The 15194-nt window shown below is 73.1% G+C and carries 13 protein-coding genes; 9 read left to right on the top strand and 4 right to left on the bottom strand.

The annotated features are described in order from the left end of the window. Window positions 1-143 precede the first annotated feature (143 nt). Window positions 144-1472, bottom strand: a complete 1329-nt coding sequence (locus ACFFRH_RS29585) for a M20/M25/M40 family metallo-hydrolase (protein ID WP_386161004.1) — start codon at window positions 1470-1472, stop codon at window positions 144-146. Window positions 1473-1755: 283 nt separating this feature from the next. Between ACFFRH_RS29585 and ACFFRH_RS29580 the strand changes: the two genes are divergently transcribed. The 8 genes from ACFFRH_RS29580 to ACFFRH_RS29545 all read left to right on the top strand — a co-directional run bounded on the left by ACFFRH_RS29580 (window position 1756) and on the right by ACFFRH_RS29545 (window position 11433). Continuing rightward, window positions 1756-3564, top strand: coding sequence for an ABC transporter substrate-binding protein (locus tag ACFFRH_RS29580; protein ID WP_386161003.1), 1809 nt, complete (start codon window positions 1756-1758; stop codon window positions 3562-3564). Further along, window positions 3561-4568 carry an ABC transporter permease gene (locus ACFFRH_RS29575; RefSeq protein ID WP_386161002.1) on the top strand — a complete coding sequence of 336 codons (1008 nt, stop codon included), beginning with the start codon at window positions 3561-3563 and terminating at the stop codon, window positions 4566-4568. The genes ACFFRH_RS29580 and ACFFRH_RS29575 overlap by 4 nt, the downstream gene beginning before the upstream one ends. A 64-nt stretch (window positions 4569-4632) precedes the next feature. Then, a complete protein-coding gene (locus tag ACFFRH_RS29570) occupies window positions 4633-5589 on the top strand; it encodes an ABC transporter permease (protein ID WP_386161001.1) in 957 nt (318 codons plus the stop codon). A 4-nt stretch (window positions 5590-5593) separates the two neighbouring features. After that, complete coding sequence (locus ACFFRH_RS29565; RefSeq protein ID WP_386161000.1) at window positions 5594-7048, top strand: ABC transporter ATP-binding protein; 1455 nt, start codon at window positions 5594-5596, stop codon at window positions 7046-7048. After that, window positions 7045-8055 carry an ABC transporter ATP-binding protein gene (locus ACFFRH_RS29560; protein WP_386160999.1) on the top strand — a complete coding sequence of 337 codons (1011 nt, stop codon included), beginning with the start codon at window positions 7045-7047 and terminating at the stop codon, window positions 8053-8055. Before ACFFRH_RS29565 ends, ACFFRH_RS29560 begins: the two co-directional genes overlap by 4 nt. Continuing rightward, window positions 8052-8990, top strand: a complete 939-nt coding sequence (locus ACFFRH_RS29555) for a GNAT family N-acetyltransferase (protein WP_386160998.1) — start codon at window positions 8052-8054, stop codon at window positions 8988-8990. Before ACFFRH_RS29560 ends, ACFFRH_RS29555 begins: the two co-directional genes overlap by 4 nt. Window positions 8991-9118: 128 nt before the next feature. Beyond that, window positions 9119-10048, top strand: coding sequence for an N-acetylmuramic acid 6-phosphate etherase (gene murQ, locus ACFFRH_RS29550; protein ID WP_386160997.1), 930 nt, complete (start codon window positions 9119-9121; stop codon window positions 10046-10048). Between the two features lie 302 nt (window positions 10049-10350). After that, window positions 10351-11433, top strand: coding sequence for a serine hydrolase domain-containing protein (locus ACFFRH_RS29545; RefSeq protein ID WP_386160996.1), 1083 nt, complete (start codon window positions 10351-10353; stop codon window positions 11431-11433). 65 nt (window positions 11434-11498) lie between these two features. Here ACFFRH_RS29545 and ACFFRH_RS29540 read toward each other — a convergent pair whose 3' ends face one another. Next, entirely contained in the window at window positions 11499-11885 is a 387-nt protein-coding gene (locus ACFFRH_RS29540) for a MarR family winged helix-turn-helix transcriptional regulator (protein WP_386161059.1), read from the bottom strand. Between ACFFRH_RS29540 and ACFFRH_RS29535 the strand changes: the two genes are divergently transcribed. Beyond that, window positions 11838-12542 carry a serine hydrolase domain-containing protein gene (locus ACFFRH_RS29535; RefSeq protein WP_386161058.1) on the top strand — a complete coding sequence of 235 codons (705 nt, stop codon included), beginning with the start codon at window positions 11838-11840 and terminating at the stop codon, window positions 12540-12542. The two genes, ACFFRH_RS29540 and ACFFRH_RS29535, sit on opposite strands and share 48 nt — an antisense overlap. 101 nt (window positions 12543-12643) lie before the next feature. Here ACFFRH_RS29535 and ACFFRH_RS29530 read toward each other — a convergent pair whose 3' ends face one another. Then, on the bottom strand, window positions 12644-13543 hold the full coding sequence (locus tag ACFFRH_RS29530; RefSeq protein ID WP_386160995.1) for a MurR/RpiR family transcriptional regulator: 900 nt from the start codon (window positions 13541-13543) through the stop codon (window positions 12644-12646). A gap of 27 nt (window positions 13544-13570) precedes the next feature. After that, entirely contained in the window at window positions 13571-15076 is a 1506-nt protein-coding gene (locus ACFFRH_RS29525) for a glycoside hydrolase family 3 protein (protein ID WP_386160994.1), read from the bottom strand. Window positions 15077-15194 lie beyond the last annotated feature (118 nt).

Here is a 15194-nt window from a genome sequence, read left to right as displayed (position 1 = left end):
GGTGTAACTTTCAGCCCGCCCCGATCTTGGGGCCCGCCGTCACCGTCCGGGGCGCGGGAGCGCGGCTCGCCCGCCGCCACGCCGTTCGCCCTGTCCTCCCCGTTCGCTCGGGTGCCCCCGGTTCGCCGGTGACACCGCGCCACTCACGCGAGCACCGCCCTGATCAGACCCGCCAGCAGTGCCGCGCGGCCGGGCATCTCGCCCACGACGACGTGCTCGTCGTCGGCGTGGGCGCCGCCGCCCACCGCGCCGAGCCCGTCGAGGGTGGGACAGCCCGCCCCGGCGGTGAAGTTGCCGTCGGAGGCCCCGCCCACGCCGGCACCGGTGAGGGGGGCGAGACCCAGCCCGGCGGCGACCTCCTGGGCGAGGGCGAACAGCCCGGCCGACGAGGCGTGCTCCAGGGGAGGGCGGTTCGGGCCTCCGGTGATCTCAAGGCGGGTCCCGGGGATCCGGGGGGAGAGCGCCCGCATCAGCTCGTCCACCCGCCGCTGCGCGGCGAGGGTGGGCACGCGGGCGTCCACCGAGAGGCGGGCCAGCGCGGGCACGGTGTTGCCGGTGGTCCCGGCCGACAGCACGGTGGGCGTGACGGTGACCGGTCCGAGGGACCCCGGCCTCGCCCGGCCGCCGTCCGTCCGGCGCCCGTGAGCCCCGTCGTCGTGGGCCCGGCCGCCGTCGGCGTGGCCGCTCCCCGCCCGTCCGCCGTCCGCCCGTCCGCTCCCCGCTCGTCCGCTCCCTGTCCGGTCGATGTCCGCCCGTCCGCCGTCCGCCCGGTCGCCGGCCTGGTGGCCGTGGGGCCGGTCGTCCGTCCGGTCGCTGTCCGTCCGGCCGTTGTTCACCCGGTCGGCGATGCCGGTGACGGCGAGGATCTGGTGGGCCAGCTCGACCCCGGCGTTCGCGCCCCTGCCGGGGTCGAGCCCCGCGTGCGCGCCACGGCCGTGGACCACGACCTCGTACATCGACGTGCCCTTGCGTGCGATCTTGAGCGCGCCGCCCTCGGCGCTCGCCTCCAGGACGAACGCGGCCGCGCAGCCGCGCGCCGACTCCTCGACGAGCGCGCGCGAGGTCGGAGAGCCGACCTCCTCGTCCCCGGTGATCAGCACGCACACCCCGTCCGGTGACGGCAGCGCGGCCAGCGCGTGGAACATCTGGACCAGCCCGGCCTTCATGTCGAACACCCCGGGTCCCCGGGCGATCCCGTCGGTGACCGACCAGGGGCGGGTCAGGAGGGAGCCGATCGGCCAGACGGTGTCGTGGTGGCCGAGCAGCAGCACCCTGGGCGTGCCGAAGGTCCACCGCAGGTGGGTGACCCCGCCGATCACGATCGTCTCGGCCCTGGCGCCGAGCCCGCGGTGCCCCTGGTCGGCGACCAACCGCGCGCTGCGGGCCACCGCCCGGTGGTCGGCGGAGAACGACTCGCACGAGACGAGCTCCCGCAGGTCCTCAAGCATGACGTCCAGGGTCACCGTGGTCACCTCTCCGCCGATCCGTTGTCCGGTTACCGCGACCGTACGACAGATCGGGGACGTCCGCTCCGCCGTCCGGCCCGGATCGCCCGCCCCGCGCGGGGCCGACGACGATCCGCCGGTGATCGGCGCGGGGTGGCGCCGGGGCTGGCGGTCGGTGAAGGAAAACTACAGGGAGTATCACAGGAATGGAGATAATTGACGCGGATGGCGGGTCGAACGTATTGTCCGGACAACGCCGAAGCCTCGGTATTGGTGCCTTGACCTCGAAGAACACCCAACGGAGCGGTTCATGAAGCGACTAGCAGCGGCAGCGGTCTCCCTCTGCCTCGCCGCCGGTGCCGCGGCGTGTGGCAGCGGCGGCGACAGCTCCGCCGGTGGCGTCTTCACCACGATCGACGCGCTCAAGCCGGGCATCGACGCGAACGCGCCGATCAACCCGTACAACCCCAAGGGCAACGCCTTCCGGGGCTACAACGCCGAGTGGCTCGGGTGGACCAAGAACCACCTGACCGATCCGAACCAGTTCTACCCGGGGGTCGCGCAGAGCTGGCAGATCGCCCCCGACCAGTCCTCGATCACCCTCCGCCTCCACCCGGGCGGGAAGTGGTCCGACGGCGAGCCGATCACCGCCGAGGACGTGAGGTTCTCCATCGGCCTGGCCTACACCCAGGGCGGCACCGCCTACGCCCTCGACCCCTCCGCGGCCGGTACAGCCGCCGACATCAAGATCGTGGACGACAGGACGATCAAGATCACCCAGGCGGCGAAGAACCCCAGCTCCTCCTTCGTCCGCAGCGTCATGGAGACCGTCATCGTCCCCGAGCACGTCTGGCGCGGCGTGCTGCCCGCCGACTTCTGGCAGAAGCTGAAGCTCGCGCAGAGCACCGCCCCCGGCGCCGAGGCCGCGCGGGCCGGGATCACCAGCCTCGCGGACAAGGTCATCTCCTTCGCCCCGGCCAAGGACGTCTCCGCCGGGCCGTTCGTCCTCAAGCGCGTCAACCCGGGCGAGGCGCTGCTGGTCAAGAACAAGAACTTCCACAACGCGGCCAACGTCGCCGCCGACCAGGTGCGGATCCTCAACTACACCGGCAACGAGCAGGTCTGGAACTACCTGGTCGCCGGGAGGCTGGACAGCGCCCCGTTCACCGCGGTCCCCGCGGGGGTGATGCGGCGGATCACCCAGACCTCGGGCAACGCCGTCGTCAGGGGATACTCGCCCGTCAGCGAGGGGCTCGCGTTCAACCAGTCCAGGAAGCCCTACGACAACGTGCACGTCCGCCGGGCGCTGGCCTACCTGATCGACCGCGAGCAGGTCACCAAGGTCGCCTCCCCCGAGGGCGGCACCGCCTCGGTGACCACCTCCGGCCTCCACCAGCAGGCCGCGAAGGCGTGGCTGGGCGACGGCCTCGCGGCCCTGGAGCCCTACCGGCACGACCCCGCCAGGGCCGCGAGCGAGCTGCGGGCCGCGGGCATGCGGAAGGTCGACGGCAGGTGGACGATGCCCGACGGCAGCCCCTGGAAGATGACCATCAACGTGCCCGCGTCCTTCTCCGACTGGCTGGCCGGTGCCAAGGCCGTCACCAGCCAGCTCAACGACGCCGGGATCGACGCGCAGGTCGTCACCACCGCCGACTACCCGCTCTACCTGGAGGAGATGGCGGCCGGGAAGTACGACCTCGGCTTCTGGCTGGTGGCGCTCGGCCCCGCGCCGTACAACATCTTCCAGCGCCTGTACGGCGCCCAGAACGGCTGGCAGCTCTTCGGCGGCAGGCTCAAGCACGTCGCCCCCGGTACGGAGGGCAACTGGATGGGCGGCGCCGAGATCATCGACGTCAGGGGCGCGGGCAGGGTCAACCCCGGCGAGCTGGCGGTCAGGCTGAACTCCGTCCCCGAGGCCGAGCAGCGGCGGATCGTCTCGACCCTCGCCAGGACCGCCAACCAGGACCTCCCGGTGATCCAGCTGTGGGACTACGTCAACACCCAGGTCGTCAACACCACCCGTTTCACCGGATTCCCGGGTGACGACAGCGACGCGCTGCGCCTCACCTCCGGGGTCTGGCTCCAGCTCGGCATGGTCAAGAGGAAGGACCGCGCATGACGGTCATCGCACGCCGTCTGGCGGGCCACCTCGCCCGCGGGCTCGCCATGGTCCTGGTCGTCACCACGATCAGCTTCGTGATCATCAGGAACATCCCGGGCGACCCCATGCGGGCCCGTTACGAGAAGCTGGTCGAGCAGGGCATGTCGCCCGACCAGGCCGAGCGCGCCGTCGCGGTGCTGTACGGCTTCATGCCGAAGGGCACGATGTGGGAGCAGTACCTCGACTACATGAGGGGCCTGCTCCACCTCGACCTCGGCCAGTCGCTGAGCGTTCCCGGCGCGGAGGTGACCACCCTGCTCGGCGCGGCGGCCACCTGGACGATCCTGCCGGTCCTCGTCGGCACCCTGCTCAGCTTCGCGGTCGGCATCATCCTGGGCGTCTACGCGGCGATCAAGCGGTCGAGCAGGCTGGGGGACATCCTCGCCGTCTCCGGCTCGCTCCTGCACGGCCTGCCGCAGTACGTCCTCGCGCTGCTGCTGAGCGCGGTCTTCACGACCCTGTTGCCGATCTTCCCCTCCAGCGGCACCGCGGACGTCACGCTCGACCCCGGCCTCAACGCCGCCTACATCGGCTCGCTGGTCCAGTACGCCACGCTGCCGGTCCTGACCTACGCGCTCGCCGGGTACGGGGGCTGGATCCTGGCGATGAAGTCGAGCGTGGTCACCGTGCTGGGCGACGACTTCATCCTCGCCGCCGAGCTGCGCGGCATGAAGCGCGGGATCATCTTCCGCTACGTGGCGCGCAACGCGATCCTGCCGCTGTTCACCATCCTCGCGCTCTCGCTGGGCCTGCTGTTCGGCGGCGCGATCTTCATCGAGCGGATCTTCACCTACCCGGGGCTGGGCCTGCTGCTGCTCAACAGCATCACCGACCGTGACTACGCGCTGATGGGCGGGGCCTTCCTGCTGATCACCGTGGCGATCGTCATCGCCAACATCGTGGCCGACATGCTCTACACCGCCATCGACCCACGGGTCCGTTCCGGACAGGAGGCGTCATGACCGGACGAATCAGGGAAGCCGTGGGAAACGGCCGCCCGGGCACACGGGTGGCGGAGGTGGTCGCGTGACGGCACCGGTCATCACCACTCCCGGCACTCCCGGCACTCCCGGCACGCCGGGAACCCCGGGTGCCCCCGGCGTCTCCGGCACCCGCGCGACGCTGCGGCGCAACTTCCGGCGCGGCGTCTGGCGGGTCCTGCGGCGCAAGCCCAGCCGGATCGTGGGCGTGGCGATCCTGGGCGTGTTCGCGTTCATGGGGATCTTCGGGCCGCTGCTCTACCCCGCGCGGCTGCCGCGCGACGACAACGCGCTCTACGCCGCGCCGAGCCTGGCGCACCCCTTCGGCACCGACTTCGAGGGCACCGACGTGCTCGCCCTGGTGATCACCGGGGCCCGGTACGTCCTGCTGACCGCCCTGGTCACCGCCGTCATCACGGTCGCCCTCGGCACCGCCGTCGGGCTGTTCGCGGGGTTCCGGCGCGGGCGCTGGGACAGCGTGCTCATGCGGATCACCGACATGAAGCTCACCATCCCCGCCCTCCCGCTGCTGCTGGTCCTGTCGACCGTCTGGAAGTTCACCAGCGCGATCGAGATGGGCCTGGTGCTCGGCCTCCTCGGCTGGGGCGGGGTGGCGCGCGCCGTACGGGCGCAGACCCTCTCGCTGCGCGAGCGCGGCTTCATCGAGGCGGCCAGGGGGCTCGGCCTGTCCGGACGGCACATCGTCGGCAGGGAACTGCTGCCCAGCATGGCCCCCTTCATCGCGATGAACATGCTCATCGCGGTGACCGGCGCGGTGTACGCGCAGGTGGGCCTGTTCTTCCTGGGCGTTCTGCCGTTCGACGCCAACAACTGGGGCGTCATGCTCAACCTCGCGGTGTTCGGCGGCGGCGCGCTGACGACGACCACCGCGCTGCCGTACATGCTGGCGCCGCTGCTGGCGATCCTGCTGCTCACCCTGGGCATCGTCCTCGTCGTCGACGCCATGGACGAGATCTTCAACCCCCGGCTGCGGGAGGACTGAACAGATGTCCACACGTTCGGAGAAGGCGTCCATGACCCCGGGAGAGCGGCTGTCCGCGGCCGTGAGGACCTGGGGCACCCGGGGTGCCCGGAAGCCGGAGGGCACCGAGGGCGACCCGGGGCCCCGCGACGCGGGGAGGAGCGGGCCGCCGGGAGTGCGCGTCGGCGACCTGTCCGTCGTCTACCGGACGTCGGCGGGGGAACTGCCCGCGGTGTCGGGGATCGACCTCGAACTGGTGCCCGGGACGATCACCGGGGTAGTCGGCGAGTCGGGATCCGGCAAGTCCACCCTGGCGCTGTCGCTGCTCAACGCGGTCCAGCCCCCCGGCAGGATCCGCTCGGGCAGCGTGGAGATCGACGGGCTCGGCGACGTCGTCGGGCTGCGGGGCGACGATCTGCGCCGGGCGCGGGGACGGCACATCGGGTACGTCTTCCAGGCCGCCCAGAACTCCCTCAACCCGCTCAAGACGGTCGGCAAGCAGCTCCTCGACCTGGGCCGCTCGCACGACATCCAGGACCTTCGGGGGCTGGTCAGGGATGCCAAGGACCTGCTCGGCAGGATGGGCATGGACGGCGCGCGCGTGCTCGACTCCCACCAGCACGAGCTGTCCGGCGGGATGCGCCAGCGGGTCGGAATCATGCTCGCACTGGTGCTCAACGCCCACCTCGTCATCCTGGACGAGCCCACGACCGCCCTCGACATGATCACCCAGGCCACGATCCTGCGGATCGTGAGGGAGGTCCACGAGGAGCGCGGGCTCACCACGCTCGTCATCACCCACGACCTCGGTGTGGTGGCCGAGGTCGCCGACAGGCTGGCCGTCATGTACGGCGGGCGCGTGGTGGAGCAGGGACCGACCATCGAGGTGCTCGGCGCCCCCCGCCACCCCTACACCCAGGGCCTGATCCGGGCCATCCCGCGCCTGATCGGCGACATCGGGGAGGCGAGGGCGCTGCCCGGCCGCCCGCCGACGCTTGGGACCGTCCCGTCGAGGGGATGCGTCTTCAGGGAGCGTTGCGAGCTGCGCATGGACGTCTGCGAGACCGAGGAGCCGCCCGCCGTCTCGCGCGGCGAGTGGATCGTGGCCTGCCACGCCGTCGCCGCCCGCCACGCGGACGAGGACGCGGACGCCGCGCGCACCGGGAACGGGGCCGCGAACGGGTCCGGGACCGCGAACGCGACGAGGACCGCGAACGGGAGGACGAACGGGAACGGAACCGGGAACGGAGCCGGTAACGGAGCCGGGACCGCCGCGCCTGGCGCGAACGAAGACGGGACCGCGAACGGGACCAGGACCGCGAACGGAACCGGGATCGGGACCGGGAACACGAACGGGACCCGCAACGGGAACGGGGATGAAGCCGCGAACGGAGACGGGACCGCGTACGAGGAGCGGGACGCGGTTCCCCGGGGAGCCGGATTGGGCGTCCGGGCACACGGACCGAGGGAGAAAACGTGATCACTGGTCAGGGAATCACGAAGACCTTCAAGCAGCGGGGTGGCTTCCTCCCCGGCCGGGAGGTGAAGGCGCTGCGCGGCGTCGACTTCGCCATCCCGAAGGGCGGGGCGGCGTCGTTTATCGGGGAGTCGGGCTGCGGCAAGACGACCCTCGGGCGGATCATCGCCGGGCTGGAGAGGCACGACTCCGGAGAGATCACCATCGACGGCACGCCCCTGTCGTCGCTGCGCCCCAAGCAGCGCGAGCCCTACTTCCGCCGCATCCAGCTCATCCACCAGGACCCGTACTCGGCGCTCAACCCGACCCGCACGGTGCACCAGACGCTGGACGCGCCGCTGTCGCTGCGGGCCGCGCAGACCGGCCGCCCGCGGGCGTGGGTGGACGGGCGTGCCCAGGAACTGCTGGAGCTGGTCGGTCTCGACCCCGGCTACGTGCTGTCCCGCTATCCCCACCAGCTCTCCGGCGGCATGCGCCAGCGGGTCGTCATCGCCCGCGCCCTCACCGTCGACCCCGAGATGCTCGTCGCCGACGAGGCCGTCTCCATGATCGACGTATCGCTGCGGCTCGGCATCCTCGCCCTGCTCAAGGACCTTCGCGAGCGCCTCGGGGTGAGCGTGCTGTTCATCACCCACGACGTGGCCACCGCGCGCTACATCGGTGACGACGGCGAGCTGTACGTCATCTACCGGGGGGAGGTCGTCGAACGGGGGCACGTCGAGACGATCATCTCCGGCCCCGTGCACCCGTACACCCAGTCGCTGCTGTCGGCCATTCCCGTGCTGCACGGCCTGGAGCGGCCCGGCGAGGAGCCGGTGACGCCGACCGGGGCGCTCGACGAGGGCCGCCTCGACGAGGGCTGCCTGTTCGCCCGGCGCTGCCCGTTCCGTACCGATCGCTGCGAGTCGGAGCATCCGCTGCTCGGCCACGGCGGAGGTACGCCCCAGGAGCACGCCTGTTTCCACCCCGCTCCGCGCAACGTCGTCGCCATGCCGGTCGGCCACCCGTGAGCCCGCTGGGAGACGGCCCCGGGGAGGGGCCGTGGAGCGCGGGCGAGGCGCCGGGGGCGTCGGCGGCGTCCGGGATCCGCGAGGCCGTCGCCGCCGACGCGGCGGCGCTCGCGGCGCTCGCCGGGGCCGCGCTCACCCATGACGCGGGGGAGGCCGCGAGCCTGGTCGCCAGGCTCGCCGCGCCGCCCGCGCACCGGCCCTGGACGGCGCTGGTGACACGCGACCTCGACGGCGTGGCGTTCGCCTCCATGTCGGCGCGCGACCCGCACGCGGGTCACATCGACCTGCTCGCGGTGCGTCCCGAGGCTCGGGGGACGGGCCTCGGCCGGGCGCTGGTCGCCGCGGCCGAGGACTGGCTGCGCGGCCGGGGGGCGACCGAGGCCCGCTTCGCCGGCAACCCGCCCTGCTACGCCTGGCCCGGCATCGACGTGCGCTACACCGAGGCCGCCTGCCTGGCCGAGAGCCTCGGCTACGAGCGCTACCGGGTCGCCTGGAACATGACCGCCGACCTCACCCGGGACCTCTCCGTCGACGCCGACCTCACCCTGCTGGCGGCCTCCGGGGTCACCGTGCGCGCCGCCGCCCCCGGGGAGCGCGCCGCCGTGTCGGCCTTCGTGGAGGAGCACTGGAACGCCAACTGGGCCTGGGAGGCGGAGCAGGCCACCGGCTGCCACTACGCCGTCAGGGAGGGCGAGATCCTCGGCTTCGCCGCGTGGGGTTCGCGGCCCTCCTGGTTCGGCCCGATGGGCACCGCGCCGGCCGCGCGTGGCCTGGGGATCGGCCGCGTGCTCGTACGCCGGTGCCTCGCCGAGCAGCGGGCCGCGGGCATGTCGAGCACCCAGATCAGCTGGGTGGGACCACTGCGCTTCTACGCCAGGGCGGTCGGCGCGCGCGCCGAGCGGGTCTTCTGGCTCTACCGCCGTGGCCTGCCGTGACGGACCCCGCCCGCCGGGGCGGGCCGATGGGCGGCCTCCTACCGGGTATGTGCCTGTAACGCCCTCACCGTCCGAAGATCGGCTACTCAGCGGTAGTGAGATCAGGAAAACTAACGACATGGGACGTCATGAGTGATCAACTAGTCACACTGTCCACGCTGTCCACCGAGCAGAGCGATCCGCGCTACAGCCGGATCGACCGGCTTCCCACCGACCAGGTGGCCAGGCTGATGAACGCGGCGGACACCGCGGTGCCCGCGGCGGTGGCCGAGGTGATCCCGGAGATCTCGGCCGCGGTGGACGCGGTCGTGGCCCGGATGAAGGCCGGGGGCCGCCTGTTCTACGTGGGAGCGGGGACGTCGGGCCGGCTGGCCGTGCTGGACGCCTCGGAATGCCCGCCGACCTTCGGCACCGATCCCGAGCTCGTCCAGGGCGTCATCGCGGGCGGCACTCCCGCGCTGACCCGTTCGGTCGAGGGCGCGGAGGACGACCACGCCGGGGGGGCGGCAGCTCTCCGGGAACGGGGGGTGGGCGCGCTCGACGCGGTGGTGGGCGTCTCCGCCAGCGGTCGCGCGCCGTTCGTGCTCGGCGCGCTCGCCGAGGCGAGCCGCCGGGGCGCCCTGACCGTGGGACTGTCGTGCAACGCCGCGACCCCGCTGTCGGCGGCAGCGCTGCACCCCATCGAGGTGATCGTCGGCCCGGAGGTGGTGACCGGTTCCACCAGGCTCAAGGCGGGGACCGCGCAGAAGCTGGTCCTCAACATGATCTCCACGATCGCGATGGTCAAGCTGGGCCGTACCTACGGCAATACCATGATCGAGGTGTCGGCGATGAACTCCAAGCTGGCCGACCGGGCCGCCAGGATGGTCAGCGACATCACCGGGGCGGCCCTCTCCGCCGCCCGTTCGGCGCTGGAGGCCGCGGGCTGGCACGTGAAGGTCGCGGTACTGATGATCGAGCACGGTCTCGACGCCGGTGGCGCCCGGCTTCTGCTGGAGCGGCACGGCGACCGTCTTGAGGCGGCGCTGGAGGCGGCGAAGCAGGTCAGGGGCGCCTGACCTGTGGCTGAACCTCCGGCGGTGATGGACACCGGTGCCGGGCATGGAACCGGTCCCACACGCGACACCGGGTCCGGGGCCGGTACCAGGGTCGGGGCCGGTGCGTAGGGGCGACCCCGGAACCGAGGGCGACCCCGGGACCGGGAGTGGGATCGGAGCCGAGGGTGACCCGGGACCGGGGGCAGGTTCGGAGCCGAGGGCGGAAGCGGGACCGGGAGCGGGAGTGGGACCGGGAGTGGGATCGGGGCCGGGGACGACCCGGAACCGGGGCGGGTTCGGAGCCGAGGGCGGGAGCGGGAGCGGTGTCCGATTGTGAGGAAGGTTCCCGGCTCGCCGGGATCCTCGGGGCGGCGGTGCCGCGCGTCTGCTCGGCGGCGGTGGCCGCGATCGCCGTGGGCGGGGTCACGGTGGCCGTCGCCGCGGCGGGGGAGGCCGTGCGCTACGCGTCGGCCGCCGAGGACCTCGCCGGAGACCGGCCACCCGCCCTCCGAGACTCGATCTTCGACCTCGCCTCGATCACCAAGCTCTTCACCACGGCCGTCGTCCTGTCACTCGCCGAGGACGGCCTTCTCGGCCTGGACGAGCCCGTCGCGGCCTGGCTGCCCGGCCGTTACGGCGGCGCCCCCGAGGTCACCCTGCGGCACCTGCTCACCCACACCGCCGGCCTGCCGCCGGGACGCAGGGCCCACGAGGAGATCCCCGGCGACGGCCCGGAGATCCGCGCCGCGCGCATGGAGCGGATCCTCTCGACACCGCCGATCGGTCCGGTGGGCGAGCGCTACCTCTACTCCGACGTCGGGCTGATCACGGCGGGCCGGGTGGCGGAGATCGCCGGTGGGGCCTCCCTGGACGAGCTCGCCCGTACCCGGGTGGTCGAGCCACTGGGCCTGCCCGACACCGGCTACCGTCCCGCCGCGTCCCTGCTGCCCCGGATCGTCGCCACCGAGCACAAGCCCGAGCGCCCCGGCCCGGGATGCGTGCGCGGCGAGGTCCACGACGAGACCGCGCACGGCCTGGGCGGGGTCGCCGGGCACGCCGGGATCTTCTCCACCGCCGACGACCTCGTACGCTTCGCCGAGGCGCTGCGCACCGGGGGAGCGCCGGTGCTGGGTCCCGGCGCGGTCGCCGAGATCACCCGCGACCACGGCGTCAGGGGCACGGACTTCCGCCACGGCCTGGGCGTGCGCATCGGCGATCCCGCGATCGTCGGCCCGCTCGCCGACGCCTACGGTCACTCCGGCTTCACCGGCACCTCGCTCGTCGTCGATCCCGGGCGTGCCCTCACCGTCGTCCTGCTGACCAACAATGTCCACCCCCTGCGCGGCCGGGCGGGCATCCGCGACCTGCGCCACGCGGTCGCCGCCGAGGCCCTGCGCCTGTCCTGAGCTCCCGTGACGGAGCGCGGGGCTCGCGGGCAGGGACGACTCCCGCGGGACGGGGCCGCGAGGACTCACGTGTGGCGGGGCCTGAGGCGGCGGGCGAGGAGCTCGCGCATGGCGCCCGTGTGGTCGGCCGGCCGGTCGAGGGACGACACCAGCTCGTCCGCCGCCGTCCCGCCCAGGACCGCGCGAAGCTCGGCGGTGACGGCGGCGCGCGCCGCACGGCCTGCGTCGACGGCGTCCCTGCCGTGCCCGGTCAGCTCGACGATGCGTGCCCGCTGGTCCTCCGGATCGGCCCTGCGGGTGAGGTAGCCGATCCGCTCCATTTCCGCCACGACCTTGGACGCGCCCTGCGGTGTCATGCCGAGCGGTCCCGCCAGGTCGCTGACGCGGGCCGGGCCGCCGAGCAGGTGCTGGAAGACGTAGCCGTGGACGTCTGGCTCGGCACCGCCGACCAGGGCGGGACCCGCCCGTGGCGGCGCGACACGGTGGTCAACGTCTTCTCGGTCTCCAAGGGCGTCGTCGCGACCGTGGCCCTGCTGTGCGCGCGGCGCGGGCTCGTCGACCTCGACGCGCCCGTGGCCCGCTACCGGCCCGGGTTCACCGCCGAGGCCACCGTCGCCGAGTTGCTGTCCCACCGCGCGGGGCTGCCCGCGATCCGCTCCCCGCTGCCACCGGGGAGCCTCTACGACTGGGACGCGATGGCGGGCGCGCTGGCCGCGGAGGAACCCCGGTGGACCCCGGGGAGCGGCACGGATACCACGCGGTCACGTTCGGCCGGCTGGTCGGCGAGCTGCTCCGCCGGGTCACCCGAAGGGAGATCCGCGACCTGGTCTCCGAGGAGCCGGGCATCCCCGATCTCTCGATCGGGCTTTCCGGGGAGGACGCGCACCGGGCGGCCTTCGTGCTCCCGCAGAAAAGCCCTCCCATGCCGGCCCCGCCCCTCGCCGGCCCCCGATCCTGGAGGCGCTATACGGCTGCCTGTGAACGGGCCGCCCGGACGCGGGGCACGACGAGGGCCGAGGCCGGTGAGGTCGCCGCGCGCCGTACCCCGCGCCCTGCCGGGCCCGGACCGAGCCGGGCGGGCGGACCCGCGGCCTCGTGGCTCGAAGTGAGAGGTGACTCGTGGTTCGAAGTGAGAGGTGAGAGGTGACCGGCGACCGGTCACCGGAGGTGATCCGAAACCCGGGCAGGCCCCGCGCGGGGTCCGGTCGGGCTAGGAGGGCCTGTTCCGGCGGCGGTAGTCGGTCCTGAAGCCGTCGATGGCGTCCCTGGTGGCCCGCAGCGCCGCGTCCGAGGTCTCGAAGGTGCGCTGGGCGATGCCGACGAAGATGCAGTCGACGATCAGGAGCTGGCTGATCCGGCTGGCCAGCGCCCCCGGGCGGAAGGCGGTCTCCCGGCCCGCCGAGACCAGGACGTGGTCGGCGAGCCCGGCCAGGGAGGAGCGCGGGTTGTTGGTGATGGCCACCGTGGTCGCGCCCGCCCGCTGTGCGACGCGCATCGGCGCCAGCACGTCGGGGGTCTCGCCGGTGCAGCTCACCGCCACCACGACGTCGTCGCCGCGTACCAGCGCCGCGCTGGTCAGCGCGAGGTGCGCGTCGGTGTAGGCGTGGCCGGGCAGGCCGATCCGCATCAGCTTCTGCGCCATGTCGGCCGCCACCAGCCCGGAGGCGCCGACCCCGTAGACGGCGACCTTGCGCGCCCCGGCCACCGCCTCCACCACCATGCCCAGCCGGTCGGGGTTGAGCTGCGCCGCGGTGTCGGCCAGCGCCTCCGACTCGGCCCTGGCCACCTTCGCGATCACGTCGGTGAGCGGGTCGTCGGGGCCGAGGTCGCCGGGGACCAGCCGCTCGGGCTCGTCCCTGGCCACCGCCGCGGCCAGGGCGAAGCGCAGCTGGGAGTATCCGGCGAAGCCCAGGGCCCTGGCGGTGCGCACGATCGTGGCCTCGCTGGTGCCGGAGGCCGCGCTGAACTCGGTGATGGTGCTGCGGGCCACCACACCGGGGTCGTCGAGGATGAGACGGGCGATGGACTGAGCCGCGGGGGTGAGGGAGGGGAGGACAGCCCTCACCGTGGCCACCAGGTTCACGGGGGTGGGGCCGTCGAGGACGTTCATTAAGCGCCTTTCATGTCATAAATCAGCCTATTGGTCGCCGGTCAGCCAGCGAGCCACGGCGCGGGCCGAAGCCCGGGAGATGCCGTTCGTGGTCACGTACACGGCTCCAGAGGGTTCGCCGGGCATCCCGGTCTCGACCACCACGGTGTCGGGGCGCAGCGCGACGGCCCGCGCCAGCAGCTCGCCGACCCAGGGGTGGCGCCTGGCGTCGTGCACCACCATCACCAGCGGGCGGCTCTCGTCGCTCAGGTCGGGCAGCTCGGGCGTCTCCACGGTGACGACGTGGCCGACGGTGCCCGGCATCGACTCGGTGAAGGCGCCGATGAGACCGGTGAGCATGCCCGGCTCGACCGCCTCGCTCAACCGGGGGGCGATGTCGACGACCAGCGGCGGCCCGGAGAGCACGGTCGGGGCGCCTGTGGCGGTCACGCGGATGGCCGCGCGGGCGGTGCGCAGGCCGAGCTCCTCGCCCTCGTGCCCCGTGCCCCGGGCGGCGATCCCCGCCGCCCGCGCCTCGGCGGCGGCGCTCGCGGCGTACCAGCCGGACAGGGCGAGCACGCGGGAGGCGGCCTCGGCCAGCCGGTCCTCGCCCAGCCTGCCCTCCCGTACGGCGTCCACGATGGCGTCGCGCAGCTCGTGGACGTTCTCGCCTCCGGGGGAGGAGATGCCCGCGCAGATCGCGTCGGCCCCGGCCGCCAGGGCGCGGACCGCGATCTCCCCCGGGGAGTGGAGGGCCGCGACGGCGCGCATCTCGATGGCGTCGGTGACGATCATCCCGGTGAAGCCCATCTCCTCGCGGAGCAGCCCGGTCGTGATCCGGCGGCTCAGCGTCGCGGGGTTCTCCGGGTCGAGGGCCGGGATCAGCAGGTGCCCGCACATGACGGCCCGTACCCCGGCGGCCACCGCCGTGCGGAAGGGCGGCAGGTCACGCTCGGCGAGGAGCCGAGGGGAGGCGTGCAGGGTCGGCAGGGCGTGGTGGGAGTCGGTGTGGGTGTCGCCGTGGCCCGGGAAGTGCTTGGCGCAGGCGGCCACCCCGGCCCCCTGGAGCCCGGAGATCCAGGCGGCGGTGTGCCGGGAGACCAGCTCGGGGTCGGCGCCGAAGGAGCGGACGCCGATCACCGGGTTGACCGGGTTGGCGTTGACGTCGGCCACCGGGGCGTAGTCGAGGGTGATGTCGGCCGAGGCGAGGAGGCGGCCGATCTCCTGGGCGACCAGCCGGGTCGCCTCGACGTCGTCGCCCACGCCCAGCGCCCGGTTACCCGGCCACGAACTGCCCCGCGTGGCCTGCAGGCGGGTGACGGAGCCGCCCTCCTCGTCCACCGCGATCACCGCGGCGGGGTTCTCCGCGCGCAACCGGGCGACCAGGTCGGTGGTGTGGCCGAGATCGGTGAGGTTGCGGGCGAACAGCACGGTCCCGCCGAGGCCCTCGTCGCCGAGCGCGCGGAGCAGCCACCCGGGCGGCTCGGTGCCGTCGAAACCCGGCTGGAGGACGGTCATGGCCAGCCGGGCCAGGTCGGGGCTGCGATGGGGCATCCGGTCACCTTCACGATCGAGCTGGGCGTCTTCTGAACAGGTCGGCGGAGGGAGGTGTCTCAAGGCAGATTACACATCAATGACAATTTCCTTCATTATCATTGCCTTCGAAGTAGCT

It is taken from the genome of Streptosporangium vulgare (assembly GCF_042428775.1).
GTDB lineage: Bacteria > Actinomycetota > Actinomycetes > Streptosporangiales > Streptosporangiaceae > Streptosporangium > Streptosporangium vulgare.
This window is presented reverse-complemented; position numbering and strand designations above follow the sequence as displayed.